Origin of the sequence: Nocardioides rotundus, assembly GCF_019931675.1 — a bacterium.
In the GTDB taxonomy this organism is placed as follows: Bacteria; Actinomycetota; Actinomycetes; order Propionibacteriales; family Nocardioidaceae; genus Nocardioides; species Nocardioides rotundus.
Genome location: NZ_CP082922.1, coordinates 3399798 through 3425952, shown reverse-complemented (window position 1 = coordinate 3425952; position 26155 = coordinate 3399798). Strand labels below are relative to the sequence as shown.

Annotated in this window: 28 protein-coding genes; 22 read left to right on the top strand and 6 right to left on the bottom strand. The window is 72.7% G+C overall.

What is annotated here, in order from left to right; all coding sequences use genetic code 11:
- Positions 1–68 precede the first annotated feature (68 nt).
- The 4 genes from K8W59_RS16900 (at position 69) to K8W59_RS16885 (ending at position 4160) form a co-directional block, all read left to right on the top strand.
- Positions 69–1565 carry an LVIVD repeat-containing protein gene (locus K8W59_RS16900; protein ID WP_223396123.1) on the top strand — a complete coding sequence of 499 codons (1497 nt, stop codon included), beginning with the start codon at positions 69–71 and terminating at the stop codon, positions 1563–1565.
- Between the two features lie 73 nt (positions 1566–1638).
- A complete protein-coding gene (locus K8W59_RS16895; protein WP_223396122.1) occupies positions 1639–2106 on the top strand; it encodes a hypothetical protein in 468 nt (155 codons plus the stop codon).
- Positions 2107–2192: 86 nt separating this feature from the next.
- The gene (locus K8W59_RS16890; protein ID WP_223396121.1) at positions 2193–3029 is read left to right on the top strand and encodes an SDR family oxidoreductase; all 837 of its coding nucleotides are present in this window, start codon (positions 2193–2195) and stop codon (positions 3027–3029) included.
- A 138-nt stretch (positions 3030–3167) separates the two neighbouring features.
- Positions 3168–4160, top strand: a complete 993-nt coding sequence (locus K8W59_RS16885; protein WP_223396120.1) for a TIGR03557 family F420-dependent LLM class oxidoreductase — start codon at positions 3168–3170, stop codon at positions 4158–4160.
- A 16-nt stretch (positions 4161–4176) separates the two neighbouring features.
- Here the strand turns inward: K8W59_RS16885 and K8W59_RS16880 are convergent, their stop codons facing one another.
- Entirely contained in the window at positions 4177–4860 is a 684-nt protein-coding gene (locus K8W59_RS16880; RefSeq protein WP_223396119.1) for a glycosyltransferase, read from the bottom strand.
- Between the two features lie 204 nt (positions 4861–5064).
- On the opposite strand from K8W59_RS16880, the gene K8W59_RS16875 reads away from it, so the two are divergent.
- From K8W59_RS16875 to K8W59_RS16860, 4 genes are read left to right on the top strand one after another with little or no spacing between them, the layout of a single operon-like run.
- Positions 5065–5295, top strand: a complete 231-nt coding sequence (locus tag K8W59_RS16875) for a hypothetical protein (RefSeq protein WP_223396118.1) — start codon at positions 5065–5067, stop codon at positions 5293–5295.
- A gap of 13 nt (positions 5296–5308) precedes the next feature.
- Positions 5309–6343, top strand: coding sequence for an acyl-CoA dehydrogenase family protein (locus K8W59_RS16870; protein WP_223396117.1), 1035 nt, complete (start codon positions 5309–5311; stop codon positions 6341–6343).
- On the top strand, positions 6333–7691 hold the full coding sequence (locus tag K8W59_RS16865; protein WP_223396116.1) for a bifunctional PIG-L family deacetylase/class I SAM-dependent methyltransferase: 1359 nt from the start codon (positions 6333–6335) through the stop codon (positions 7689–7691). The genes K8W59_RS16870 and K8W59_RS16865 overlap by 11 nt, the downstream gene beginning before the upstream one ends.
- On the top strand, positions 7678–8169 hold the full coding sequence (locus K8W59_RS16860; RefSeq protein WP_223396115.1) for a DUF6328 family protein: 492 nt from the start codon (positions 7678–7680) through the stop codon (positions 8167–8169). Before K8W59_RS16865 ends, K8W59_RS16860 begins: the two co-directional genes overlap by 14 nt.
- On the opposite strand, the gene K8W59_RS16855 is transcribed toward K8W59_RS16860, so the two are convergent.
- Entirely contained in the window at positions 8156–8656 is a 501-nt protein-coding gene (locus tag K8W59_RS16855; RefSeq protein WP_223396114.1) for a hypothetical protein, read from the bottom strand. The genes K8W59_RS16860 and K8W59_RS16855 overlap by 14 nt on opposite strands.
- Positions 8657–8804: 148 nt before the next feature.
- On the opposite strand from K8W59_RS16855, the gene K8W59_RS16850 reads away from it, so the two are divergent.
- The 5 genes from K8W59_RS16850 (at position 8805) to K8W59_RS16830 (ending at position 13517) form a co-directional block, all read left to right on the top strand.
- Positions 8805–9329, top strand: a complete 525-nt coding sequence (locus tag K8W59_RS16850) for a 2Fe-2S iron-sulfur cluster-binding protein (protein WP_223396113.1) — start codon at positions 8805–8807, stop codon at positions 9327–9329.
- Positions 9329–10324, top strand: a complete 996-nt coding sequence (locus K8W59_RS16845; protein WP_223396112.1) for an FAD binding domain-containing protein — start codon at positions 9329–9331, stop codon at positions 10322–10324. The genes K8W59_RS16850 and K8W59_RS16845 overlap by 1 nt, the downstream gene beginning before the upstream one ends.
- Positions 10321–12423 (top strand): xanthine dehydrogenase family protein molybdopterin-binding subunit, encoded by a 2103-nt coding sequence (locus tag K8W59_RS16840; protein ID WP_223396111.1) that lies wholly within the window; start codon positions 10321–10323, stop codon positions 12421–12423. The genes K8W59_RS16845 and K8W59_RS16840 overlap by 4 nt, the downstream gene beginning before the upstream one ends.
- 114 nt (positions 12424–12537) lie before the next feature.
- A complete protein-coding gene (locus tag K8W59_RS16835) occupies positions 12538–12810 on the top strand; it encodes a DUF7218 family protein (protein ID WP_223396110.1) in 273 nt (90 codons plus the stop codon).
- A gap of 8 nt (positions 12811–12818) precedes the next feature.
- Positions 12819–13517 carry an HAD family hydrolase gene (locus tag K8W59_RS16830; RefSeq protein WP_223396109.1) on the top strand — a complete coding sequence of 233 codons (699 nt, stop codon included), beginning with the start codon at positions 12819–12821 and terminating at the stop codon, positions 13515–13517.
- Here K8W59_RS16830 and K8W59_RS16825 read toward each other — a convergent pair.
- The gene (locus K8W59_RS16825) at positions 13468–14481 is read right to left on the bottom strand and encodes an AraC family transcriptional regulator (RefSeq protein WP_223396108.1); all 1014 of its coding nucleotides are present in this window, start codon (positions 14479–14481) and stop codon (positions 13468–13470) included. The two genes, K8W59_RS16830 and K8W59_RS16825, sit on opposite strands and share 50 nt — an antisense overlap.
- A gap of 124 nt (positions 14482–14605) precedes the next feature.
- Here K8W59_RS16825 and K8W59_RS16820 point away from each other — a divergent pair, with 124 nt between their 5' ends.
- From K8W59_RS16820 to K8W59_RS16790, 7 genes are all read left to right on the top strand, one after another.
- Positions 14606–15595: a quinone oxidoreductase family protein gene (locus K8W59_RS16820; protein WP_223396107.1), complete on the top strand. Its 990-nt coding sequence runs from the start codon at positions 14606–14608 to the stop codon at positions 15593–15595.
- A gap of 29 nt (positions 15596–15624) precedes the next feature.
- Complete coding sequence (locus tag K8W59_RS16815) at positions 15625–16521, top strand: TauD/TfdA dioxygenase family protein (RefSeq protein ID WP_223396106.1); 897 nt, start codon at positions 15625–15627, stop codon at positions 16519–16521.
- 31 nt (positions 16522–16552) lie between these two features.
- Positions 16553–17605 carry a BKACE family enzyme gene (locus K8W59_RS16810; protein ID WP_223396105.1) on the top strand — a complete coding sequence of 351 codons (1053 nt, stop codon included), beginning with the start codon at positions 16553–16555 and terminating at the stop codon, positions 17603–17605.
- Between the two features lie 99 nt (positions 17606–17704).
- Positions 17705–19009: an MFS transporter gene (locus K8W59_RS16805; RefSeq protein ID WP_223396104.1), complete on the top strand. Its 1305-nt coding sequence runs from the start codon at positions 17705–17707 to the stop codon at positions 19007–19009.
- A 24-nt stretch (positions 19010–19033) separates the two neighbouring features.
- The gene (locus tag K8W59_RS16800) at positions 19034–19633 is read left to right on the top strand and encodes an RBBP9/YdeN family alpha/beta hydrolase (protein WP_223396103.1); all 600 of its coding nucleotides are present in this window, start codon (positions 19034–19036) and stop codon (positions 19631–19633) included.
- A gap of 7 nt (positions 19634–19640) precedes the next feature.
- Entirely contained in the window at positions 19641–19913 is a 273-nt protein-coding gene (locus K8W59_RS16795) for a YciI family protein (RefSeq protein ID WP_223396102.1), read from the top strand.
- A gap of 76 nt (positions 19914–19989) precedes the next feature.
- Complete coding sequence (locus K8W59_RS16790; protein ID WP_223396101.1) at positions 19990–20535, top strand: GNAT family N-acetyltransferase; 546 nt, start codon at positions 19990–19992, stop codon at positions 20533–20535.
- Between the two features lie 40 nt (positions 20536–20575).
- Here K8W59_RS16790 and K8W59_RS16785 read toward each other — a convergent pair whose 3' ends face one another.
- Positions 20576–21274, bottom strand: coding sequence for a DsbA family oxidoreductase (locus K8W59_RS16785; RefSeq protein WP_223396100.1), 699 nt, complete (start codon positions 21272–21274; stop codon positions 20576–20578).
- Positions 21275–21417: 143 nt separating this feature from the next.
- Here K8W59_RS16785 and K8W59_RS16780 point away from each other — a divergent pair, with 143 nt between their 5' ends.
- Positions 21418–21975: a hypothetical protein gene (locus tag K8W59_RS16780; RefSeq protein WP_223396099.1), complete on the top strand. Its 558-nt coding sequence runs from the start codon at positions 21418–21420 to the stop codon at positions 21973–21975.
- Between the two features lie 32 nt (positions 21976–22007).
- Here the strand turns inward: K8W59_RS16780 and K8W59_RS16775 are convergent, their stop codons facing one another.
- Positions 22008–23327, bottom strand: a complete 1320-nt coding sequence (locus tag K8W59_RS16775; protein ID WP_223396098.1) for a YjiH family protein — start codon at positions 23325–23327, stop codon at positions 22008–22010.
- Positions 23324–24595, bottom strand: a complete 1272-nt coding sequence (locus K8W59_RS16770) for an ankyrin repeat domain-containing protein (protein WP_223396097.1) — start codon at positions 24593–24595, stop codon at positions 23324–23326. Before K8W59_RS16770 ends, K8W59_RS16775 begins: the two co-directional genes overlap by 4 nt.
- Positions 24596–24725: 130 nt before the next feature.
- Here K8W59_RS16770 and K8W59_RS16765 point away from each other — a divergent pair, with 130 nt between their 5' ends.
- Positions 24726–26042, top strand: coding sequence for a cation:proton antiporter (locus tag K8W59_RS16765; RefSeq protein ID WP_223396096.1), 1317 nt, complete (start codon positions 24726–24728; stop codon positions 26040–26042).
- Positions 26043–26155 lie beyond the last annotated feature (113 nt).

The following is a 26155-nucleotide window of genomic DNA, read 5'->3' as shown; positions in this document are numbered from 1 at the left end:
AGGATCGAGGGCACCCCCAAACGGAAGGCCGGACCATGACTCGGGCAACACGGATAGGCAGCGCGGCAGTGGCGTTCGGAGGCCTGATGGCGGCCGGTCTGGTCACCATCGCCCCGGCGGTCGCGCACGAGGACGACCAGCGCAAGGGCGCGGTCACCGAGAAGGCCGACCCCCGGTGCGCACCGAACCAGCGCGCCCTGGAGCGGGCCGGCGACCGCTTCGCCCAGGGCTGCCTGTCCCAGGAGCAGCTGAAGCGGCTCGAGGGCGCCGAGGCCGAGCTGGCGCCGGGGGAGCAGGCGAGCCAGGACATGAACCTGCTGGCGAACATCCCGAAGAACGGCGCCTTCGCCGACTACTCCTCCTTCAGCACCGACCTGGCCTTCCAGGGCGACTACGCCTACGCCGGCAACTACAACGGCTTCACGGTCTACGACATCAGCACGCCCGCCGAGCCCGAGCAGGTCGTGCAGGTGGTCTGCCCCGGCTCGCAGAACGACGTGTCGATCTACGAGAACCTCCTGGTGCTCGCCACCGACTCCAGCCGCAGCAACGACAGCTGCGACAACACCAGCCAGTCCGCGACGGTCAAGGACTCCTGGGAGGGCGTGAAGGTCTTCGACGTCAGCAATCCCGCCCAGCCGGAGTACGTCGCCGCCCTGGAGACCAAGTGCGGCGCGCACACCCAGACGCTGGCCCCGAGCAAGGACGGGAGGAACCTCTACGTCTACGTCTCCTCCTACAGCCCCAACGAGGCATTCCCCGACTGCCAGCCACCGCACGACCAGATCAGCGTCGTCGACATCCCGACCCAGGACCCGGCCTCCGCGCGCCTGGCGGCCGAGCCGGTGCTCTTCCCCGACGGCGGCAACCAGCCGGGCAACTACTCGGCGCCGACGAGCGGCTGCCACGACATCACCGCCTACCCGGAGAAGGACATCGCGGCCGGCGCGTGCATGGGCGACGGCATCCTGATGGACATCTCCGACCGGCTGAACCCCACGGTCACCGAGCGGGTGCGCGACACCGAGAACTTCGCCTTCTGGCACTCCGCCACGTTCAACAACCGCGGCACCAAGGTGGTCTTCACCGACGAGCTCGGCGGCGGCGGTGCGCCGACCTGCAACAAGACCGTGGGGTCGACCAAGGGCGCGAACGGGATCTACGACATCCGGCCGGGCGGTCAGCTGGTGTTCGGCAGCTACTACAAGATCCCGCGCGAGCAGTCCGACACCGAGAACTGCGTGGCCCACAACGGGTCGCTGATCCCGGTCAAGGGCCGTGACGTGATGGTCCAGGCGTGGTACCAGGGCGGCATCTCCGTCTTCGACTTCACCAATACCCGCAAGCCCAAGGAGCTCGCCTGGTTCGACCGCGGGCCCCTTGACGCCGACGAGCTGATGCTGGGCGGCTCGTGGTCGGCCTACTACTACAACGGCTACGTGTTCTCCAGCGACATCCAGAAGGGCTTCGACGTCCTGGAGGTCACGAACAAGATGGTGCGCAACGCGCCCCGTCACACCTACGACGAGTTCAACCCGCAGACCCAGCCGAGCTTCAACGGCTGAGCCGACCTGCCGGACCGGTGGGGACATCTCACGCGAGATTGTCTCCGCCGGTTTCGCCTGTCAGGGTCAGGGCATGACCGACACGACGACCGACGCCGACACCAAGCTCCGGATCCGCGACGCCCTCATCGCGCAGGCGCGCACCGAGCTCGAGGCCACCAACGACAACCTCGACGACGAGCTGCGCGCGGCGGAGCTGGACCAGGACGAGCCGGTCCGCCCCGACGACACCTCGCAGTCCGACGAGGCGGGGGAGCTCAAGGGTCTGCTCGGCGCGGCGGCGGAGGCGCAGGAGGGCCGGATCGCCGAGATCGAGGCGCTCGACGTCTCCCCGGCCGACGCCGTACGCCCCGGCGCGATCGTCGGCTTCGGCGGGCAGCGCTTCCTCGTGGGCGCCGCGACCCCGGACGTGGAGATCGACGGGGTGGAGTACACCGGCCTGACCACGGACGCGCCGATCTACGCCGCGATCGAGGGGCTGACGGTGGGCGACACCTTCACCTTCCGCGACCGCGAGCAGCAGATCGACTTCCTGGCCTGATCGGAGGTGCACTCGCAGGTGAGGCGGAGGGGGAGCTTCAGCCGGTAGGCATAGGTGGAGACGTCCCGCCGTGGAAGGAGACCACCGTGCCGCAGCCACAGCAGCAGACCCCACCGGGCCTCCAGAGCAGGATGGAGCCGCGCCCGGACTGCGGCGAGGAGAGCTACCAGGGATCGGGCCGGCTGGCCGGCAAGCGCGCCATCATCACCGGCGGTGACAGCGGGATCGGCCGGGCGGTCGCGATCGCCTACGCCCGCGAGGGCGCCGACGTGCTCTTGTCCTACCTCGACGAGCACGAGGACGCCGCCGACACCGCACGCCTCGTCGAGGAGGCGGGCCAGCGGTGCGTGCGGGTCGCCGGAGACATCTCCGACGCAGGCCACTGCCGGGAGATCGTCAACCACGCCGTCCGCCAGCTCGGCGGCGTGGACATCCTGGTCTGCAACGCCGCCTTCCAGATGACTCACGACACTCTCGAGGAGATCAGCGACGAGGAGTGGCAGAAGACCTTCGCGATCAACATCCACGCGATGTTCTACCTGGTGAAGTCGGCGCTGCCCTACCTCGCCAAGGGGTCGTCGATCATCGGCAGCTCGTCGGTCAACTCCGACTCGCCGAACCCCACGCTGGCGCCGTACGCCGCGACGAAGGCGGCGATCGCGAACTTCGCCGCGAGCCTGGCCCAGCTGCTCGGCGACCGCGGCATCCGGGTCAACAGCGTCGCCCCAGGGCCGATCTGGACACCGCTGATCCCGGCGACCCTGCCGACCGACGCGGTCGAGTCGTTCGGCGACGACGTCCCCCTCGGCCGCGTGGGCCAGCCCGCGGAGCTCGCTCCGGTCTACGTGATGCTCGCCTCCGACGAGGCGTCCTACGTCTCCGGTGCCCGGGTCGCCGTGACCGGCGGGCGGCCGATCCTCTAGGCGCTGGCCTCGGCGACGCGGCCGCGGAGGCAGGGGACTCCCGGCCACCCCTCGAGGCACGCCCGCTCGGGGGAGGCGGGCTGGCCCTGGGCTGCCTAGCGTTGACGGCGACGCCCCGACGCAGATGGGAGGCCATCGATGACCCGGTTCGGCTACACCCTGATGACCGAGCAGTCCCCGCCGCTGTCCCTGGTGGAGCAGGCCAGGCGCGCGGAGGCTGCGGGCTTCGACTTCGAGGTGAGCAGCGACCACTACTTCCCCTGGCTGAGCGCGCAGGGGCACGCGTCGTACGCCTGGAGCGTGCTCGGCGCGGTCGCCCAGGCCACCGAGCGGGTCGAGCTGATGACCTACGTCACCTGCCCAACGGTGCGCTATCACCCCGCGGTGGTGGCGCAGAAGGCGGCGACCATGGGCGTGCTCTCCCAGGGTCGCTTCACTCTCGGCCTGGGCTCGGGGGAGAACCTCAACGAGCACGTCGTGGGTGAGGGCTGGCCGAGCGTCGACGCGCGGCACGAGATGCTGGTGGAGGCGCTGGAGATCATCCGCGAGCTCTTCGGCAGTGACATGGTCACCTACGTCGGGCGGCACTTCCGGGTCGACTCCGCGCGGCTCTGGGACCGGCCCGAGACCCCGGTCCGGATCGCCACCGCGGTCAGTGGCCCGAAGTCCATCGAGCGCTTCGCCCCGCTGTCGGAGGACCTGGTCGCCGTGGAGCCGAACGCCGACTTCGTCTCGACCTGGAACGCGACGCAGGGGGCGCCGCGGATCGGCCAGGACGCCCGCGCCATCGGACAGATCCCGATCTGCTGGGACCCCGATCGCGATGCCGCCGTGCAGCGGGCGCACGAGCAGTTCCGCTGGTTCGCCGGCGGCTGGGGAGTCAACGCCGACCTGCCGACGACCGCCGGCTTCGCCGCCGCGACCCAGTTCGTCCGGCCCGAGGACGTCGCCGAGAACATCCCCTGCGGGCCGGACCTCGACGCGATCGTCGAGGCGGTGTCGGCCTACTGGAAGGCCGGGTTCACCGACATCGCGCTGGTCCAGATCGGCGACGAGTCCACCGGCCCCTTCTTCGACCAGGCCGCAGAGCCGCTGCTCGCCAAGCTCCGCGACGCGGCGCCGGGCTCCTGACGCAGGGCGTGAGCCCTCACTCCGGGGTCGACGCGAGCGTGCGCAGGCGACGGGCGAATCCGTCCTCGACCCGGCTCCAGCGCCGGCCGGAGGTGGTGACCTCGGTCCGCGTGGTGGCGCACCAGGGCACGCCGGCGGCCCGCATGGCCGCCACCAGGGCGACGTCCTCGTGCGCGGTGACCGGCGGGAAGCCACCGACCCGTCGGTAGGCCGCGAGCGAGAAGCCGAGGTTGGCGCCGTGCACGTGCCGGTGCCCCTCGACCAGCCGATGACCCGCCTGCCAGCGGGCCAGCTCCGCCTCCGTCAGGTCCGCGGGGTCCGGGCGCACCGTGCCGACCACGAGCCCGTGGCCGAGGGCGGCCAGGCGCACCTGCTCGGTCAGCCAGTGCGGCGGCACCCGGGTGTCGGCGTCGGTGTTCGCGACCCACACCCCGGCCGGGTCGTGCTGTCCGAGGCGCTGCTCGGCCTCGAGCACGCCGATCGCGCGAGCCGCGCCCACGCGTCGTACGTCGGCCTCCAGCGCGCTCTCCCAGGGCCGGTGCCCCACGGCGTCGGCCGACCGGTCCGTACACCCGTCCAGCACGACGGTGACGGTGCAGTGGACCCCGGGATGGCGCATGTCGAGCTGCTCGACGGCACGGGCCATCGAGTCCAGGCAGCCGGGCAGCAGCTCCTCCTCGTCACGGGCCGGGACGACCACCGCGACGGCGGTCGGCGCCGGGGCCCGGGCTGAGGGGTCGATCAGGCTGGCCAGGGCGTCCTCCTCCGTGTCGTCGCCGCGCGGTCGACGCTAGGAGACGGTGCCGGCACGGACATCACCCCCAAGTCGACTGGCGGCCCGGCAGGGGCAGGTGTCGACTTCCGGGTGGTCTCCGGGGACCCCGCGCTGGCTACCGTCGGCCCCATGACCGAGCAACGAGGCGAGGCGCTTGAGGCCGCCCAGAACGTCGTCGACACCGTCAGCTCCTACCAGGCCGGGGCCGAGACCCAGGTCGTGCGCACCGAGCTCGAGTCGGGGCTGCGCGAGGCCGGCGTGACCGTGCCGCAGGGCGAGGTCGAGCGGCTGGCGCAGCAGATCAGCGACGGGGAGCAGACCCCGGAGGTCACCGAGGTGGGGACCGACGGAGAGGGCTGAGCCCGGTGGCGCCGTGACCCTTCCCGGCCTGGCGCCCCGGATGACCGACACCGTGCAGACCGCCGCTGCGGAGGCCACAGCCGCCGCAGCGGATGTTCCTGCGGCCCTCGCCCTCGCGCGTCGCCTGGGCCGGGAGGCGCCGTACCCGGGCCGGGGAACCAGCGCGCTCTGGTCGCTCCTGGCCACCCTGGGCGCCGCCGACCTGACGGTCGCTCGTGCGGTCGAGCCGCACCTGGACGCGCTGGCCATCCTCGCCCAGGCGGACGACCCGGTCGAGGACGCCGCCGCCCATACGTGGGGCGTCTTCGCCGCCGAGGGCCCGGGGGAGCCCGTCCGCGCTGAGCGCGACGGCGACGGGTGGCGCCTGAGCGGGACCAAGCCCTGGTGCTCGCTCGCCGGCTCGCTGGACCGCGCCCTGGTGACCGCCGTCGTCGCCGGCTCCGGCGAGCGTGGCCTCTTCGCGGTGGACCTGCACCACGAGGGTGCGCAGGCGCGTCCGGGCAGCTGGGTGGCCCGCGGGCTGGCCGGCATCGACTCGGGACCGCTGGAGCTCACCGCCGTCCCGGCGACCCCGGTGGGGGACCCGGGCTGGTACCTCCGCCGTCCCGGCTTCGCCTGGGGCGGGATCGGTGTGGCCGCGGTCTGGTACGGCGGCGCCGTCGGCCTGGCCCGCCGGCTGGCGGCCGGGCGCCCGGGGCGCTCGGGCCCCGACCAGGTCGCGCACCTGCACCTCGGCTCGGCCGACGCCGCCCTGCACGCGGCGCGCTGCGTCCTGGCCGACGCCGCCGACGGCATCGACCGCGGCGAGCTCGTGGGCGACTCGGCCATGACCGCCATGCTGCGGGTGCGGCACGTGGTCGCGACGGCGGCCGAGGAGGTGCTGACCCGCGCAGGCCACGCGCTCGGCCCCGGCCCGCTCGCTCTGGAGGAGGAGCACGCCCGGCGGACCGCGGACCTCGAGCTCTACCTGCGCCAGTGGCATGCCGAGCGGGACGCGGCAGCCCTCGGGGAGCGGCTGGCCGTGGACGAGGACGCGCGTGGCTGGTGAGCCCCGCTTCCGCCACGACCGGCCGGGCACTCCGGCGGACCACTGGAGGCGGGAGCTGGCTCGTCGCGACCCATCCCTCCTCGCGCTGCCGGCCGATCCTGCAACCCGCCTGGTGGTGCTCGCGGCGCACCCCGACGACGAGTCGCTCGGGGCAGGCGGGCTGCTGCACCGGGCCCACCGCCAGGGGTGGCGGGTCGAAGTGGTGGTCGCCACCGCGGGCGAGGGCTCGCACCCGGACTCCCCGACCCATGCGCCCGCGGACCTCGCCGCGCTGCGGCGCGAGGAGCTGGTCCGCTCCGTGGCGGCCACGGCACCGGGGGCCGGCGTCCACTGGGGCGGCCTCGCCGACGGTCGGGTGGCCGACGGCGTCGAGGAGCTGACCCGCCTGCTGGTGGGGGTGATCGGCCGCGAGGGCGAGCGAACGCTGCTGGTGGCGCCCTGGCGCTCCGACGGCCACCCCGACCACGAGGCTGCGGGGCGCGCGGCGGCGACGGCGGCCCACCGCACCGCGGCGACCCTGCTGGAGTACCCCGTGTGGGCCTGGCACTGGGCCGACGCCTCGGTGCTGCCCTGGCCCCGCCTGCGCCGGCTGCCGCTGGAGCCGGGCGACCGGGAGGCCAAGCAGGCCGGCATCCGGGCACACCGCAGCCAGGTCGCGCCGCTCTCGCCTGATGCCGGCGACGGCCCGGTGCTCACCGAGGAGATGCTCGCGCACTTCGCCGGGGACGAGGTGTTCGTGTGCGACCCGGTCGAGCCCGACGACGCCCTCGAGCGGCTGCACCGCGACCAGGAGGACCCGTGGTCGACCGAGCAGTCGTGGTACGAGCGTCGCAAGCGTGCGGTCACGCTCGCCGTGCTCCCGCGGCCGCGCTATGAGCAGGGCCTGGAGGTGGGGTGCTCGATCGGCACCCTGACCGCGGAGCTCGCCTCGCGCTGCGACGCGCTGCTGGGCGTCGACCAGAGCCCGAGCGCGCTGCGACGGGCCGCCGTACGCCTCGACGGCGCCCCGAACGTGCGGCTGGAGCGGGCGGACCTGCCCCGAGAGTGGCCAGAAGGGCGCTTCGACCTGGTCGTGGTCTCCGAGGTCGGCTACTTCCTCAGCCCGCCCGCACTGCGCGAGCTGGCCCGGCGGACGGTCGAGGCCCTCGCCGACGGCGGACACGTCCTGCTGTGCCACTGGGGGCACCCGATCGTTGGCTGGCCGCTGGACGCGCAGGCCGTGCACGCGGAGTTCCTCGCCCACGACCTCGAGGTGCTGGTCGAGCACGTCGAGGAGGACTTCGTGGTGCACGTCCTGCAGGGCGGCCCGGCCGGGGAAGCGGCACATTGGGCCGATGGACCGACCTGACCGACCCGCGGGACGGGACGAGACCGAGGACGAGCGGCTCGACCGGCTCTTCGCCGACATCCTGCAGGAGCTGCGGGTGATGCAGACCGGGGCACAGCTGACCGCCGGCTTCCTGCTGACGCTGCCCTTCCAGCCGCGCTTCATGGACCTGCCCGGCTTCGAGAAGGGCCTGTACGTCGTCCTGGTGCTCCTCGCCGCGCTCACCACCGCCCTGGTGCTCTCACCGGTGGCGGTGCACCGTCACCTGTCCGGGCGGCACATCAAGCGTCGCGTCGTCGCCGCGGCGCACCGGTTCGTCAACGGCGCCCTGACCAGTCTCTCGCTGCTGCTGAGCGGCATGGTGATGCTCATCGTCGACGTGGTGGTCGACCGGGCGTGGGGGATCGCCGTCGGCGGCGCCACGCTGGCCGTCCTGGTGGGCCTGCTCGTGGTCCTGCCCCGGCGGATGGGTGCGGTCGACCCGGTCACTCCTCGGTGAACGCGCTCTCCCGCAGCCGGGCGTGCAGCTTCACGAGCGTCTTCTGCTGCCGCTCCGCGCGGCCGGCGAGGCGGGCGTACTCCTGCGGGTCCAGCCCCAGCAGCGCCGCGTTGGCCTCCAGGGTCTCCCACAGCCCCTGCTTGCCGGCCACCGCGGAGCGCAGCAGCTCCAGCTCCAGCAGTGGGGTCAGCGGGGTGCTGCCGAGCAGGCGCCCGTTGGGCTTGAGCCGGCCGGCGATCTCGCCGAGCCGTGCGGCGGCGCGGAAGGGGAGCGGCTGGCGCAGGCCGAGCCGGCCGATGAGCCGGTCCAGGTGCGCGTGGTCCTCGTCGATCTCGTCGGCGACCCGAGCCATCTCGGGGCCGAGCTCGTCGTCGGCGTACCACTCCTTCATCTTCAGCGCGCGCGCTCGTCCGGCGTCGGCTCCGGTCAGGTGGTCGCCCAGGTAGCTCTGCAGGCGGCGACGGTCGAGCGATGCTGTCGGTGACATGGTGTGCCCCCTCGTCGTCGGTGGACGCCCCCTTCCTACCGGGTCGCCCGGGGCGCGCGGACCACCCGCCGGAACGGGCCCGTCCGGGTGGCGCGCCGGTGACCGCAGGAGTGCTTGGCTGGAAGGACGCGAGGAAGGGAGGGGCGCGATGCCCACGGCTCACCGGATCACCCTGCGGGTCGACGGCGAGGAGCACACACTCGAGGTCGACCCCCGCACCTCACTGCTCGACCTGCTGCGCGAGCGGCTCGGCAACACCGCGCCGAAGAAGGGCTGCGACCACGGCCAGTGCGGCTCGTGCACGGTCCTGCTGGACGGACGGCGCCGGCTGACGTGCCTCACCCTGGCGGTGCAGTACGACGGCGCCGAGATCACCACCGCCGCCGGGCTCGCCGACGGCGACACCCTGCACCCTGTGCAGGAGGCCTTCGTCGCCCGCGACGCCCTGCAGTGCGGCTACTGCACGCCTGGGCAGGTGTGCAGCGCCGTCGGCGTACTGGACGAGATCGCCCGCGGCGTGCCGAGCCACGTGACCGACGACCTCGAGGGCGGCGTCTCGGCCTCGCCCGCCGAGGTGGCGGAGCGGATGAGCGGCAACCTGTGTCGCTGCGGCGCTTACGCCGGGATCGTCGCCGCCGTCCAGGACGCGGCCACCGAGGGAGGACCCGCCTGATGCAGCCCTTCACCTACCTCCGCCCGTCCACGCCCGCCGAGGCCGTGGATGCGGTCGGCGCCGACGCCGGCGCGGCCTTCGTCGCCGGCGGCAGCAACCTGATCGACCACCTGCGGCTCGGCATCGTCGCTCCCAGCTCTCTCGTCGACGTCACCGGGCTCGGGATGGACGAGCTCGAGGTCGCCGACGACGGTGCGCTGCGGATCGGCGCGAACGTCGCCAACACCGACCTGGCCGCCGACCCCGGCGTACGCCGCCACCACCCGGTCATCGCCCGGGCGGTCCTCGCGGGCGCGTCCGGGCAGATCCGCAACCAGGCGTCGACGGCCGGCAACCTGCTGCAGCGGACCCGCTGCGTCTACTTCCAGGACCGGACCACGCCGTGCAACAAGCGCGAGCCCGGCAGCGGGTGCAGCGCGGACGACGACCGTGCCTACACCCGCTACAACGCCGTCCTCGGCACGTCGCCGGCCTGTGTCGCGGTGCACCCGTCCGACCTGGCCGTCGCCCTGGCGGTGTGCGACGCGACCGTCGTCGTGCTCGGCCCGGACGGCGAGCGCCGGATCCCCTACGCCGACCTGCACCGGCTGCCCGGCGACGAGCCGCAGCGGGACACCACGCTGGCGCACGGCGAGCTGATCACCGCGATCGAGGTGCCCGCGCCCGCACCCGGCACCCGGTCGACCTACGTCAAGGTGCGCGACCGCGCCTCCTTCGCCTTCGCGCTGGTCTCGGTCGCGGCGCTGACCGACGGCACGACGACCCGGATCGCCTGGGGCGGCGTGGCGCACCGACCGTGGCGGGCGAGCGCCGTCGAGGAGCGCCTGGGCGCGGACCTGTCCGAGGAGGCCGTCCGCGCGGGCTGTGCGGCCGAGCTGGCCGACGTCCGCACCTGGCCGGGCAACGACTTCAAGCCGGCGATGGTCACCGGCGCGACCGTGCGCGCCTGCGCGGAGCTCGCCGACGGCCGCGCCGAGGGAGGGGAGGACGCATGAGCACCGAGCAGGAGCTGCAGGCACCGCTGAGCGCCCACGCGATGGGCACCGACGTGGAGCGCGTGGACGCGCCGGCCAAGGTCACCGGGCAGGCCCGCTACGCCGTCGAGCACCCGGCCGAGCGGCCGGTCTACGCCCATCTCGTCCAGGCGCCGGTCGCCCGGGGCCGGCTGACCGAGCTGGACACCGCCGCCGCGGTGGCGGCCGACGGCGTGGTGGCGGTGATCGACCACACCAACGCGCCGCGGCTGGCCGACCGCTCCGATCTGGAGTACGACGTCCTCCAGGACGAGGAGATCCGGTTCCGCGGCCAGGTGGTCGCGGTGATCGTCGCCGACTCCGTGGAGCAGGCCCGCGCCGCCGCCGAGCTGGTCCGGGTGGGGTTCACCGAGCAGCCGGCGGAGGTCGAGTTCACCGTCGAGGCGGCCACCATCCGGCCGGAGACGGTCAACGGCGGCTTCCCGTGCGACACCGCGGTCGGCGATGTGGACCGCGGGCTGGCGGAGTCTGCCCGGGTGCTCGAGGAGCAGTACGTCAGCCCCGAGGAGCACAACAGCCCGATGGAGCCGCACGCCTCCCAGGTCCGGTGGGACTCCGGTGCGGAGCGGCTCGACGTGTTCGCGTCCACCCAGCACCCGCAGGGGCTGCAGGACACGCTCGCCACGACCCTCGGACTCGCGCCCGAGCAGATCCGCGTGCGGGCGCCCTACGTCGGCGGCGGCTTCGGTAGCAAGGGCGAGCCGCACGCCCCCGAGATCCTGGCCGGGATGACGGCGCTGGCCGTGCCCGACCGGACCGTGCGGCTCGCGGTGACCCGGCAGCAGATGTTCTCGCTGACCGGCTACCGCGGCACGATCACCAGCCGGCTGCGGCTGGGCAGCGCCGAGGACGGGACGCTGCGGGCGATCGACCACCAGGCGTTCGAGGAGTCCAGCAACGTCAAGCAGTACCCCGAGCAGACCGCCGTCACCACTCGGATGCTCTACGCCGCCCCGGATCGCCGTACCAGTCACCGGCTGGCGGACCTGGACGTCCCGGTGCCGTCGTGGATGCGCGCCCCGGGCGTGTGGCCGGGCGTGTACGCGCTGGAGGTGGCGATGGACGAGCTGGCCGACCGGCTCGGGATCGACCCGATCCAGCTGCGCGCCGACAACGAGCCCACCGTCGACCCCGAGAGCGGCAAGCCGTTCGGCGACCGCCGGCTGGTCGAGTGCCTGCGGCTCGGTGCCGAGCGCTTCGGCTGGGCCGGCCGGCCCGGCACCGGGGAGCGGGTCGAGGGCGACTGGCGGATCGGGTACGGCGTCGCCACGTCGACCTACCCCGGCGAGGCGGCCCCCGACAACGCCGCGTCGGTGACGGCCGGCAAGCACGGGCGGCACACCGTGTCGATCGCGGCCGTCGACATCGGCACCGGATCCCGCACCGCGCTCAGGCTCGTCGCCGCGGACGCGCTCGGCATCGACCCGGACCTGGTCGACATCGAGCTCGGCGACAGCACCATGCCGCTGGCCACCGTCGCCGGCGGGTCCTCGGGGCTCACGTCCTGGGGCAACGCGGTGACGTCCGCCGCCCGCACCTTCCGCTCCGAGCACGGCGACGATCCGGCCGAGGGAGCCACGTCCACCGCGAAGGCCGTGCCCATGCCGGACATGGAGGACTACTCCCATCACTCCTTCGGCGCCCAGTTCGTCGAGCTCGGAGTGCACCGGCTGACCGGCGAGCCGCGGGTGCGCCGCATGCTCGGGATCTTCTCCATCGGCCAGGTGGTCAACCCGCGCGGCGCCCGCTCCCAGCTGCTCGGCGGGATGATCATGGGGATTTCCGTGGGGTTGCTCGAGGAGTCCTTCCGCGACCCGCGCTTCGGCTCGGTCGTCACCCAGGACCTCGCGAGCTACCACGTCGCGGCCTGCGCCGACGTACCCCCCATCGAGGTCGACTGGCTCGATGTCGACGCCTCCGCGCCGATCGACCAGATGCGCTCCCGGGGCGCCGGTGAGATCGGGATCGTCGGCACCGCCGCCGCGATCGTGAACGCCGCCTACAACGCCACAGGTGTGCGAGTGCGCTCGCTGCCAGTCACGGCCGACCGCTTCCTGTGAGGGGTGCGGGCGTACGGCGGGACGCACGGCATCGCCCGCACATGCCTGGGGGTGATGCCCGGGTTGCCCGGGCGAGCGAGGGTGGAGGCAGAGGGAGCAACGAGAGGAGTGACCATGCCTGGCAGCAAGGATCCGGGTCCCAGCGTCAAGGACGACGAGGTCTACGAGAAGCTCCGGGACGAGGGGAACAGCAAGGAGAAGTCCGCTCGCATCGCGAACGCGACCGCCAACAGCTCGCGCACGCAGGTGGGTCGCAAGGGCGGTGAGTCGGGGTCCTACGACGACTGGCACGTCGAGGCGCTGCGCGAGCGCGCCGGCGAGCTCGACATCCCCGGCCGCTCGACGATGACCAAGCGCGAGCTCATCGACGCGCTCAGGTTCCACTGAGGCGCTGGATGGCTGACGACGACGCGGCCGTGATCCTCGACCTCGACGGCACGCTGGTGGACTCCGTCTACGAGCACGTGCGCGCCTGGAAGCTCGCCTTCCAGCGGATCGGGGTCGAGGTCCCGGCCGCGCGCATCCACCGCGCCATCGGGATGGGCGGCGACCGCCTGGTGGCCGCCGTGGCCGGCGACAGCGTCGAGCACGGGATGGGCGACGAGGTGCGCGACCTGCACGACCAGATCTTCATGGAGGCGGTCGGCGAGGTGCGGGCACTGCCCGGCGCCTCCGACCTCCTGCACGCGATCGCCGAGAGCGGGCGCCGCACCGTCCTCGCTTCCAGCTCACCGCCCGACCAGGTCGACCGGCTGCTGGAGCAGGTCGCCGACGCGCATGTGCTCGGCGAGATCGTCACCGGCGACGACGCCGAGGCCAGCAAGCCGGCCCCCGAGATCATCTCCGTGGCCGCGCAGCGGATCGGCGCCGACAGCGCGGTCGTGGTCGGCGACGCGGTGTGGGACGTGGAGTCGGCCGCCCGCGCGGGGCTGCGGTGCGTGGGCCTGCGCTCCGGCGGGATCAGCGGCGACGAGCTGCTCGAGGCCGGCGCGGTCGCGGTGTACGACGACCCGCAGGACCTCGCCGCCCACCTGGAGGAGGCACTCAACGGCCAGGCGGCGTCACCGACGCGGACCGCCACTGCCGCGGGCTGACGCCGTACTGCTGGGTGAACCAGCGCGTGAACGCGCTCGGAGCGGAGAAGCCCAGCAGCTCGGACACGTCGGTGATGGAGTTGCGCGGGTTGGACAGATGACGACCGGCCAGGCTCGCGCGGACCTGGTGCAGCACGGCTGAGAACGACTCGCCCTCGGCAGCCAGACGCCGATGCAGCGTACGTCTCTCGACCCCCAGGGTGCGGGCGACCTGGGTCATCGAGCAACGACCGAGCGGGAGCAGCACCTCGAGCGTCTCGCGCACCCGGTCGGCCGCGCGGACCGCGCGAGGGGAGGCGATCGCCGGCAGCAGCTGCTGGGCGTAGGGGCGCATGAGGGGGTCGGCCAGCGTGTTCGCGGCGTCCAGGTCGCGGTCGAAGAGGACCAGGCCGTTGAACGCCTCCTCCCAGCGCAGCCGGTCCTCGAAGACCGCCTGATGGTGGAGGGGGTCCTCGGGTGCCGCGTGGGTGAAGCAGACGGCCAAGGGCTGCCACTCCGTGCCCAGGAACTGCCGGATGATGCCGTGCAGTGCCGCCACGGCCAGCTCGGCCGCCTGCCGCTCGGGTGCGAGCTCCCCCAGGTCGAGGATCATCCGGACGGTCGCCAGCCCGTGCTCGGTGGTCAGCCGCATCCGCAGCGCCTCGTTGTAGCTGCTCTCGTAGCGGAGCAGCAGCTGCAGGGCGCCGCGCAGGTCCGGCTCCTCCCGCAGCACGACGCTGAGCGGTCCGAGGGTGGAGAGGCGCCGGCGCTCGGCCAGGCGCAGGGCGAAGTCACCGGCCCCGGAGGCGGTCGCGGACTCCTCGAGCAGACGCGCGGTGGCCGCCGCGGAGATCCACCGGTCGGGTGCGGCGAGGTCCGCCGGATCCAGCCCCACGGCGCGGAGCTGCGCGGCCGGGTCGAGACCGAGTGATCCGGCCAGGTCGACGTACCCGGTCAGGGTCGCGCTGCGCAGGGACGGAGCCACGACACCCCCTCGTGCGGACGAGTGTCTTCAAAGGATAGGAAGTCTGACCACATCGGTAAAGAAATGCCCGGTCGTCCTTCCTAGCGTTACCCACGTCACATCGCACCGACCTGGGAGACGCATCATGGCGAAGGGAATCCGCTTCTACGAGACCGGCGGGCCGGATGTGCTCCGCTGGGAGGAGCTGGAGGTGGGGGAGCCGGGCCCCGGCGAGGTACGTGTCCGTCATGCGGCCGTCGGCCTCAACTTCGCCGACACCTACTTCCGGACCGGCCTCTATCCCGCGCCGTTGCCCGCCGGGATGGGCGTCGAGGCCGCCGGCGTGATCGAGGCGGTCGGCTCGGGGGTCGCGGACTTCGCCGCGGGGGACCGGGTCACCTATACCGGCAGCCCCCTGGGCGCCTACAGCACCGAGCGGGTGATGCCGGCCGAGCACCTGATCGCCCTGCCCGACGAGATCGCGTTCGAGACCGCCGCGGCCATGACCATGCGCGGCCTGACCTCCGCCTACCTGCTGCGGCGGATCGCCCCGCGCCTCGGAGCCGGGGACACCGTGCTGCTTCACGCCGCGGCCGGCGGGGTCGGCCTGATCCTCACCCAGTGGGCGCGCGAGCTCGGCATCGACGTCATCGGCACCGTCTCCACCGAGGAGAAGGCCGAGGTGGCCCGAGCCCACGGATGCACCCACACCATCGTCTACCCGCACGAGGACGTCGCCTCCCGGGTCCGCGACCTCACCGGCGGGGTGGGGGTGCCGGTCGTGTTCGACAGCATCGGCGCGACGACGTACCGCTCCTCCCTGGACTCCCTGGCCCGGCGAGGCCTGCTCGTCTGCTTCGGTACGGCGTCCGGCCCGGTGCCGCCGATCGACGCCATGGAGCTCGCGGTCAAGGGGTCGGTGTTCGTCACCCGCCCTGCCCTGGCCGACTACATCGCCGACCCGGCCGAGCGCGCCGCTCTCGCCGGCGAGCTCTTCGACCTCGTCGGGTCCGGCCGCATCGCCATCGAGATCAACCAGCGCTACGCGCTCGAGGACGCCGTGCAGGCGCACACCGACCTGGAGTCGGGGCGCAGCATCGGCTCCTCCGTCTTCAGCCTCCAGCCCGCACTCTGACCAGCCGCGACCACCACCAAGGAGCCATCATGACCACCACCTACGAGCCCGAGCTCACCGTCTCCCCGTCCGGGGACTTCCGGGTCGAGCGCCTCACCGCCAGTATCGGTGCCGAGCTGCACGGCGTCAGCCTTGCGGATGCCGCGCGCAGCGACGACCTCTTCGCCGAGCTGCGCTCGCTGCTGCTGGAGCACCGGGTCCTGTTCGTCCGTGACCAGGACATCACCCGGGCCGAGCACGTCGCCCTCGCTGAGCGCTTCGGCCCGCTGGAGGACCACCCGGTCGCGGGGAGCGACCCCGACCACCCGGGACTCGTGCGCATCTACAAGGACCTGGACAGCGCGCCCGAGCACTACGAGAACGCCTACCACTGCGACGCGACCTGGCGCGAGGCGCCGCCCATGGGCTCGATCCTGCGATGCGTGGAGACGCCCCGCGTGGGCGGCGACACCATCTGGGTGAACATGGTGGCGGCCTACGAGCGCCTGCCGGAACAGGTCAAGGAGCAGATCGAGGGCCTGCGGGCGCGGCACAGCATCGAGGCCACCTTCGGCGCCTCGATGCCCGCGGGCCGGCGGCTGGCGTTGAAGGAGCGCTTCCCGGACGCCGAGCACCCCGTCGTACGCACCCACCCGGAGACCGGCGAGAAGGTGCTGTTCGTCAACGCCTTCACCACGCACCTCGTCAACTTCCACACCCCCGACCGGGTCCGCTTCGGCTTCGACTACACCCCCGGGGCCGGCGAGCTGCTGAACTACCTGATCCGCCAGGCCGCCGTCCCGGAGTACCAGGTCCGCTGGCGCTGGACGCCGAACAGCTTCGCGATCTGGGACAACCGCTGCACCCAGCACTACGCCGTCCAGGACTACTGGCCCGACGTCCGAAAGATGGAGCGCGCCGGCATCTGCGGCACCCCGACCTTCTGACCCGCCACACCCACACCACGAGGAGACATCCATGCACTTCCACGACGACGCCCTGTTCCCCGAGGTTCAGGAGCCGCTGGTCATCACCGCCGCCCCCTACGGCCCCGAGTGGGAGCCGGCCGACTTCGAGGCCGACCTTCCGCTCACCATGGACCAGCACGTGCAGCAGGCGGTCGACTGCTGGAACGCCGGCGCCACGGTGCTGCACATCCACGTCCGCGAGCTCGACGGCAAGGGCTCCAAGCGGCTCTCCATGTTCAACGAGCTCCTCGGCCGGCTCCGTGAGGCCGTCCCCGAGATGATCCTCCAGGTGGGCGGCTCGATCTCCTTCGCCCCTGAGGGCGAGGGCGCCGATGCGAAGTGGCTGGAGGACGACGCCCGGCACATGCTGGCCGAGCTCGACCCGGCCCCGGACCAGGTCACGATCGCGATCAACACCAGCCAGATGAACATCGTCGAGCTGATGACGCCCGAGGACATCGCCGGCACGTCCTTCGAGCGCCCGGAGGTGTGGGCGGCCTACCAGGACATGGTCGTCCCGGCCAGCCCGACCTGGGTGATCGAGCACCTCAAGCGGCTCACCGCCAACGGCATCCAGCCGCACTTCCAGCTCTCCAGCATCCCGCAGCTGGAGACCGTCGAGCGGCTCATCCGGCGCGGTCACTACATGGGGCCGCTCAACCTCACCTGGGTCGCCATCGGCGGCGGCTTCGACGGGCCCAACCCCTACAACATGATGAACTTCATCAGCAGGGTCCCCGACGGGGCCTGCCTGACGCTGGAGACGTTGATGCGCAGCGTGCTGCCGGTCAACACGATGGCGATCGCGATGGGGCTGCACTGCCGCAACGGCAACGAGGACACCCTCTGGGGCCTGCCCGGTCAGAAGCTCACCTCCGTGCAGCAGATCGAGCAGCTGGTCCGGATCACGGGCGAGCTGGGGCGCGACGTCGCCACCGGCAAGGACGCCCACGACATCTACCGGATCGGGCAGACCTACAACAGCGTCGACGAGACGCTCGCCAAGCTGGGCTACGCGCCCAACCGTGCCCAGGGCCAGGTCGGGTTCACCTTCCACGCCTGAGGCGACCCGGTGTGGGGGGTACGGCGGCGCCGTACCCCCACACCACCCACTCACACCCGGCGACTCCGGCCCGTGCCGCGCCGCCACGTCTGGAGCGTCATGTCCACCTCGATCGACCCTGCCCGCACACCCGCGCGCGAACGCACTGCCGAGCCCGTCGGCTCGCGGATCTTCCCGTGGCTCGTCTTCGCCCTCACCTTCGGACTCCTGCTGTCCGACTACATGGCACGGCAGGTCCTCTCGGCCGTCTTCCCGTTCCTCAAGGTCGCCTGGGGCCTCACCGACACCCAGCTGGGCTCCCTGACCGGCATCGTCTCGCTCACCGTCGGCGTGCTGGCGGTCCCGCTCTCGCTGCTCGGCGACCGTTGGGGACGCTCCCGGGCGATCGTCGCGATGGCGCTGCTGTGGAGCCTGGCCACCGCCGCGTCGGCCCTGGCCGCGAGCTATGAGCAGCTGATGCTCGCCCGCTTCCTCGTCGGCCTCGGCGAGGCGGCCTACGGGAGCGTCGGCCTCGCCGTGGTCCTCATGGTCTTCTCCCCGCGCCGCCAGGCGAGCCTGTCCGGGGCCTTCATGGCCGGTGGCTCCTTCGGCTCGGTCATCGGTGTCTTCCTGGGCGGGATCCTGGCCGTGCAGCTGGGCTGGCGCTGGTCGTTCGGGATCATGGCGATCATCGGGTTCGTGCTCGTCGCCTGCTATGCCCTCCTCGTCTCCGACCGCGAGCTGCTGCGACACCAGCACCCCGACAACGTCGCGCTCCCGACGGCGACGGGACCCCGGGCGCCGTTGCGCACCCTGGTCTCCACGCCGTCGGTGATCTGCGCGTACGTCGGCAGCGGGCTGCAGCTGTTCCTGGCGGGAACGTTCTTCGCCTGGATGCCCAGCTTCCTCAACCGGGCCTACGGGCTGCGCCCGGACAAGGCGGGGGCGCTGGCCGCCGTGTTCATCCTGCTCATGGGGGTCGGGATGATCGTGTGCGGCCTGCTCACCGACCGGGTCAGCCGGGACCGCCCGATCCGCAAGTGGAGCTCGGCGATCGTCTACGCGCTGGTCGCCCTGGTCTTCCTCTCGATCGGCTTCGCCCTCGACCCGGGGCCTGCGCAGCTGCTGTCGATCGGCGTCGGCATCTTCTTCTGCGCCGGGACCACCGGACCGGCCGGCGCCATGGTCGCGCGGCTGACCCCGGCGTCGATCCGCGCCACCGCGTTCGGCACTCTCACGCTGGTCAACAACCTGCTCGGTCTCGCGGCCGGCCCGATCGTCACCGGGATCCTGGCCGACCGGCTCGGGCTGGAGGGCGCGATGCAGGTCGTCCCGGTCGTCTCGGTCCTCGCCATCGCCGCCCTGGTCGTCGGGCGCCGGGCCTATCCGCGCAGCATCGACCGAGCCGCCGCGATGGCGGCCTGACCCGAGCCCGACGGAGGTGCTCCGATGTCCACCATCCTGCTGATTCCGGGCCTCCGGGGGGACTCGCCCGACCACTGGCAGTCCCGGCTGGCTGCGACCCATTCGGCGGCTCGGGTGGTCGGCTCCTTCGACCGCCATCCCTGCGACCTCGACGGCAGGGTGGCCGATCTGGACCGCGCGGTCGCCGAGGCGAACGGTCCGGTCACCCTCGTGGCGCACAGCGCGGGGGTGCTGGTCACCGTGCACTGGGCGACGCGGCACGCGACCGCGGGCGGGATCCGCGGCGCCCTGCTCGCCACCCCGCCGGATCTGGCCGACGAGCTGCCGCCGGCCTATCCTCGGCTGGCGGAGCTGAGGGCCGCCGGCTGGCTGCCGGTGTCCGGGACGCCGCTGCCGTTCCCCAGTCTCGTGGCGGCCAGCACCGACGACCCGCTGGGCGACCCCGGCCGGGTCCGAGCCATGGCGGCCGACTGGGGTGCCTCCGTGGTGGAGCTGGGCCCCGTCGGTCACCTCAACCCGGCGTCCGGCTTCGGCCCCTGGCCGGGGGTCCGGCACCTGCTCGCGCGGCTGGTTCGCCAGCCGCAACGGGCGACGGCCGCGGGGTCGCGGGCGCGAGGTGCATGATGAGTGCATGGCGCGCTTCGCACTGACCTTCACCTACACCGACCCCGACGCGCGCGCCGCCGCCCGGCCGCAGCACCTGGACTACCTCCGCGGCCTGCACGAGGAGGGCAAGGTCGTCATGGCCGGCCCTTGGGGCGACGGCTCGGGGGCGCTGGTGGTCTTCGACGTCGCCGACGAGGCGGAGGCGCAGGCGATCGTGGACGCCGACCCCTACACCGCCGCCGGCGTCGTCGGCTCCCCGCAGCTGCGCGAGTGGAACGTGGTGATCCCGGTTCCGTGAGCCGGGCGGGTCGGCCCGCTAGGCTGCGAGCACGGCGCGGCCGTGCGGTGCCAGGCCGGAGCGGAGGGGGAGCCCCATGGCGGGAAGCACGATCACATCCAGCCGGCTGACGCTGCGACCGTGGACGGTCGACGACGCGGAGGCGGCGTTCGAGATCTACGGCCGGCCGGAGGTCGCGCGCTGGCTGAGCCCGGCGATGGACGCCGTACCCGACGCCGCCGCGATGCGCGCGGTCCTGCAGCAGTGGAGGGCCGAGGACGAGCGCCTCGCCCCGCCCGCCGGCCGCTGGGCGATCGAGCTCACCGAGACCGGCCGGGTGATCGGCGGCGTGATCCTGCTCTACCTGCCGCCCGGTGGCGAGGACCTCGAGCTCGGCTGGCAGCTGGTGCCGGACGCCTGGGGCCAGGGGTACGCCGTCGAGGCCGGCCACGCGGTCGCGCAGTGGGCCTTCGCCCAGCACAGCGTGGACGAGATCTTCTCCGTGGTCCGGCCCACCAACGAGCGCGGCGGCGCGACCGCCCAGCGGCTCGGGATGGAGTGGGTCGGCGAGACGGAGAAGTACTACGACCTGCGGCTTCAGGTCTACCGCCTTCGCCCGGCCGAGCTGGCGCCGCTGCGCTGAGGGCTTCGGGGCTACCTCCAGTCAGCGGGACGGGCGGGCCTCAGCGGCAGGTGTCGTCGGTGCAGACCGCGCCCTCGGCGTCGTCGCCGAGCATCTGGACCGGGTGCTCCTTGGCCCAGACCTCGTCCAAGACGCTGCGCAGCTCCGCGACCGAGCGGGCGCCGGAGACGCCGTACTTGTCCTCGAAGAGGAAGAACGGGACGCCGGTGATGCCCAGCTGGCGGGCGCGCGTCTGGTCGTCGCGGACGGCGTCGGAGTACTCGTCGCCGGCGAGCACCTCGCGCACCCGCGCCTCGTCCAGCCCGACCTTCCCCGCCAGCGCGACCAGCTCGTCGGCGTCGCCGACCCGCAGGCCCTCGGAGAAGTAGGCGCGGTGCAGTGCCCGCATCATCTCCCGGGCGAGCCCGGCCTCGTCGGCCAGGTGGACCAGCCGGTGAGCGTCCGCGGTGTTGCCGACCATCGCCCGCGAGGTGTCGAAGGGCAGCCCGGCCTCGTTCACCTGGGCGGCGATGCCGCGCTGCATCGCCTCGACCTGCGCTGCGGTGGAGCCGAACTTCTGGACCAGCGCCTCAGCCATCGGCCGGTGCTCGCCGCGCTCGGCGGCCGGGTCCAGCTCGAAGCTGCGGGAGACCACGGTGACCTGGTCCCGGTGCGGGAAGTCGGCCAGCGCCTGCTCCAGCCGGCGCTCTCCGAGGTAGCAGAAGGGGCAGGCCACGTCGGACCACACATCGATTCTCATGCTCGGGAAACTAGTTCAACAGATGAAGTATTCCAAGGGCCGAGAAGTTCGCGGGTCGGGTGCAACCTCCCACCGACCCCATGCGTCACCCCAGTCGAGAGCGTCGGGAGGTCCGGCGCCGGAACCGAGCAAGGGGGAACCTCATGTTGGGAGCACGCACCGCAGCACTGGCCACCGCCGTCGTCGCGACGCTGGGATCCGGCCTGATGGCCACGCCGGCGGACGCGGCCACGACGTACGTCGGCAAGGTCGACGCCCGAGGGGGCCTGAAGGCCCACTTCGTGCCCGCGTCGGGGACGCCGACCATCGACTCCTTCGCCAACGGGTCGCGGATCCGGCTGGTGTGCAAGGTCCGCAGCGTCGAGGTGAAGGGCAACGACCTGTGGTACCGGGTCAAGGCACGTGGCCAGAAGTGGGTCAGTGCCAAGTACGTCGACAACGTCGGCCGCGCGCCGCGACTGTGCGGCGAGCCGACGCGGACGACGGGCAAGGTCACCACGGACACGCTGAACCGCCGTGAGGCACCGCTGCTGCGGGCCGACAAGGAGGGCCGCCTGCACCGCGGTGACCGGGTGACGGCCGTGTGCTGGATCAACGGCATGCAGAACAACCAGTCCGACAAGGCGTGGTACCAGTTGGGCAACGGGACCTGGGTCTCCGCGCGCTACCTCGACGCGCCCGGGTCGCCGTACTGCGCCTGAGGCCACCGGCGAGCGATCCCGGCGGGGCCGCGTCAGAAGACGAGCAGCCCCACCGGGATCGCGATCGCCAGGCTGAGCACGACGCGGACGAACCAGATCACCAGCAGCCGCGGGATCGAGACCGGGATCTGCGTCCCCACCAGGCTCGGCACCATCGCGGAGAAGAAGATCACCTGGGACACGCAGACCACCGCGACGACGTACTTCACCGCCATCGCGGACCCCGTGACCAGGGCCGCGGGCAGGAACATCTCCGAGACCCCGAGCGCCGCCGCCTTGGCGACCAGCATCGGCTCGGGGATCTGCAGCAGCCAGGTGAGCGGGTAGAAGAGCCAGGCCAGCCAGTCGAAGAGCGGGGTGTACTCCGCCAGCACCAGGCCGAGCAGCCCGATGGAGAGGATCGAGGGCAGGATCGCCATCGCCATGAGGAAGCCGTCGCGCACGTTCACCCACAGGGTGCGTCCGATGCCGGGGTCCGCGGCGACCGTCTCGCGGGCGGCGGCCCACGCTGCGGCGAGCCGAGGGCCCTCGGCGTCCTGCTCCGGCTGCGGGGTCACCCCCGGGGCGCCGTCCTGGGTCCACGACCGCAGCGGCCAGATCCGGACCGAGAGCGCGGTGACCACGAAGGTGATGACCAGCGTCGACCAGAAGTAGAAGGACCAGTGGCCCATCAGGTCCAGCGCCTTGGCGACCACGATCATGAACGTGGCCGACACGGTGGAGAATCCGGTGGCGATGATCATCGCCTCGCGCTGGTTGTACTTCCCCTCCAGGTAGACGCGGTTGGTGATGAGCAGGGCCAGGGAGTAGGAGCCGACGAAGCTGGCCACGGCGTCGACCGCCGAGCGACCGGGCGTGCCGAACACCGGCTTCATCAGCGGCCGGGCGAGCACCCCGATGAACTCCATCAGGCCGTAGCCGACCAGCAGCGCGAGGAAGACCGCGCCGATCGGCACCAGCAGGCCGACCGGGATCACCAGCGCGTTGAGCAGGAACGGCCCCATGTCGTCGGCGAAGAGCCAGGCCGGGCCGACGCCTAGCACGAGCATGACGCCGACGACCAGGCCGACTAGGCGGGCCAGGGCGAACACCGCGTCGGTGGTGCTGCGGCGCCAGGTCCCGGTGGCGAAGGGGAGTACGGCGCCGCCCGCGATCAGGGCGAGCGCGTACCACGGCAGCGCGCCGGGGACGGTCTCCTCCACCCAGGTGACGAGGTGGTCGAGGAGGATCGTGGTGGTGCCGCCGATCGGGATCGGGACGAAGAACGCGAGCACCCCGATCGCGGAGAACACGAAGAACTTCCACATCGACGCACCGGTCCGGGTCCCGCTCCCGGGGGTCGCCGTGCTCATCGGGCCTGCTCCAGGATCCGGGCGATCTCGTCGTGGCCCAGCCGGCGCGCGTTCTCCAGCGCGGTGTTGCCGTCGTTGTCCTCGATGCTCGGGTCGGCCCCGGCGTCGAGGAGGATCCGGACGATCTCCTGGTGCGCGGGACCGCCGTCGCCGAGGACGACCGCCTCCAGCAGCGCGGTCCAGCCGAGGTCGTTGACGTGGTCGACGTCGATCGGCGTCTGCACCACCCGTCGGACGTACTCCACGTGTCCGCGCTCGCTGGCGGGGATCACCGAGACCCCGCCGTACCGGTTCGTGATGGTGAGGTCGGGGTCCGCGGGCAGCAGCGCCTCGAGCATCGGCACGCTGCCGGTGACGCCGGTGACCAGCCACGGGGTGTCCTGCTGGTGGTCCACCGCGTCCGGGTCGGCCCCCATCGCCACGAGGAGCCGGGCCACGGCCACGCGGTCCTCGGTGACCGCCAGGAGCAGGGGGGTACGTCGTCGCTCGTCGCGGGTCTCCAGGTCCGCGCCGTGGCGCAGGGCCATCGCGACAGAGTCGGGGTCGCCCTCGGCGGCGGCGCGCAGCAGCAGGGCGTCGGGGTCCGCCGGTGCCTCCGCCCGGGCGCGCTCCAGGGTGGCGACCTGACCGTCGTGGCCCTTGCTCCGAGCCATCTCCAGCGGGGTGAGCCCCTGCCCGAGTGCCGTCCGGTCGAGCTGGACGCCGCCAGCGACCAGGACGCGCACCGTGTCGACGTACTCCCGGGTCGGCTCGCCCAGCCACACCGCCTCGTGCACGGCCTGCCAGCCGAGGTTGTTCACGTGGTCCCGGTCGATGCCGGCCTGCAGCAGCCGTCCGGTGGCCCAGGCGTGGCCGCGCTCGGCGGCCCGGATCAGCGCGGTGCCGTTGAAGGAGTCCTTGTCGTTCACCCGGGCCCCGTTGCGCAGCGTCAGCTCGAGGATCCGGTCGCGTCCCTCGCTGGCGGCGATGAGGTACGCCGACTGCTGGGTGTCGTCCTTGGCGTTGACGTCGGCGCCCTGCTCGACCAGGCGGCGGGCCGCGCCGAGGTCGTCGTCCCAGGTCGCCTGCCGCAGGTCGGCCGCGAGCCGCCCGGGGGGCGCCGTCGGCTGGGCGGTCGCGTCGGGAGACCCGGTCACCGTCTCCGACTCACTCGCCGTCGCCGATGGGCTGCTCGGCTCGGTCCGCTCGGTCGATCCCATCCCTGGCTCCTCCCCGGCGGTGCAGCCGGCGGTCAGCACCAGCAGCATCCCCGCCGCAACCCCTCGCACGCGGCGAACGCTACCGCTCCCCGTGCTCAGGCGTGTGGCCATGGTCACGCCCGCAAGGAGGATGAGTCTCGGCCCGACTCGGTTGATCCTGATCGGGGACCACGACCTACGACTCGGCGAAGGAGACCGTGTGCTCGACCTGACCGGTGCGGATGTGACCTACCTGCTGGCCGGCCTGGCACTGATTCTCGCGCTCGTGGTGCCACCGCTGGTGAGCCGCGTCGCCATCTCCTCGCCGATCGTGCTGCTCGGCGTGGGAATCGTGCTCGGCCTCTCGCCGCTGACCGACCACCTGCCCCTGGACCCCGAGCGCAACCGCGCGGTCATCGAGCACGTCACCGAGCTCACGGTGATCATCTCGCTGATGGGCGTGGGCCTGGCCTTGGACCGACAGCTGCGGCCCTTCGACCGGGCCAGCCGCCGGGCCTGGTCGCCCACGTGGAGGCTCCTCGGGATCGCCATGCCGCTGTGCATCGCGGCGGTGACGGGTCTGGGGTGGCTGGCCGGTCTCTCCCTCCCGCTGGCGCTGCTGCTGGGCGCCGCCCTCGCGCCGACCGACCCGGTGCTCGCCTCCGACGTCCAGGTCGGCGGCCCGATCGTGGACCTGGAGGACGACGAGGTGGACCAGGTCGACGAGCGGTCCGAGGTGCGCTTCGCCCTCACCTCCGAGGCCGGGCTCAACGACGGGCTGGCCTTCCCCTTCCTCTACGGCGCGGTCCTGCTCGCGGCCGGTGGCTCGTTCTGGTCCGGGTTCGTGGAGTGGATCGGCTGGTACGTCGTGGTCAAGGTGACCGTGGGCGTTCTGGTCGGCACGGCCATCGGGTGGGTCCTCGGGCGGCTCGCCTTCCGCTCCCGGCTGGAGCTGGTGCGGATCGCCGAGCGGGGTGACCCGCTGCTGGCGCTGGCCGCGCTGCTGACGGCGTACGGCGTCTCCGAGCTCGTCCAGGGCTACGGCTTCCTCGCCGTGTTCGCCTGTGCGGTGGCGATGCGCTCCGCCGAGCGCCATCACTCCTACCACCGCGGGATGCACGACATGATCGAGCGGCTGGAGCTGCTCTTCACCCTGCTGGGGCTGCTCTTCATCGGCATCGCGCTGGGCAGCGGGCTGCTGTCGGCGCTGACCTGGTGGGGCGTCGCGATCGGCGTCGCCCTGGTGCTGGTCATCCGGCCGCTCACCGGCTGGCTCGCCCTGAGCATCCGCCCCCGTCCGGCGAGCGAGCCCGGGGGGCTGGACCGCGGCGAGCGCGCAGCGGTGGCGTTCTTCGGGGTCCGCGGGATCGGCTCGGTCTACTACCTCGCCTACGGCACCGGGGAGATCGGCACCACGGTCGACCCGTGGCTGTGGGCGACGGTGGCGTTCACCATCGTGCTCTCCGTCGTCGTCCACGGGGTCACCGCGACCCCCGCGATGCAGCGGCTCGAGCAGCGACCGACGTCACAGGAATGAACCCGCGCCGACGCCGGTTGGGACGGTCGTGTGCACTCCGTCCTACTGCGGCGCCTTCCTGACGCGTCGTCTCTCGGTGGACCTCGAGCGCACCCAGAGCACCTTCTGAGGCC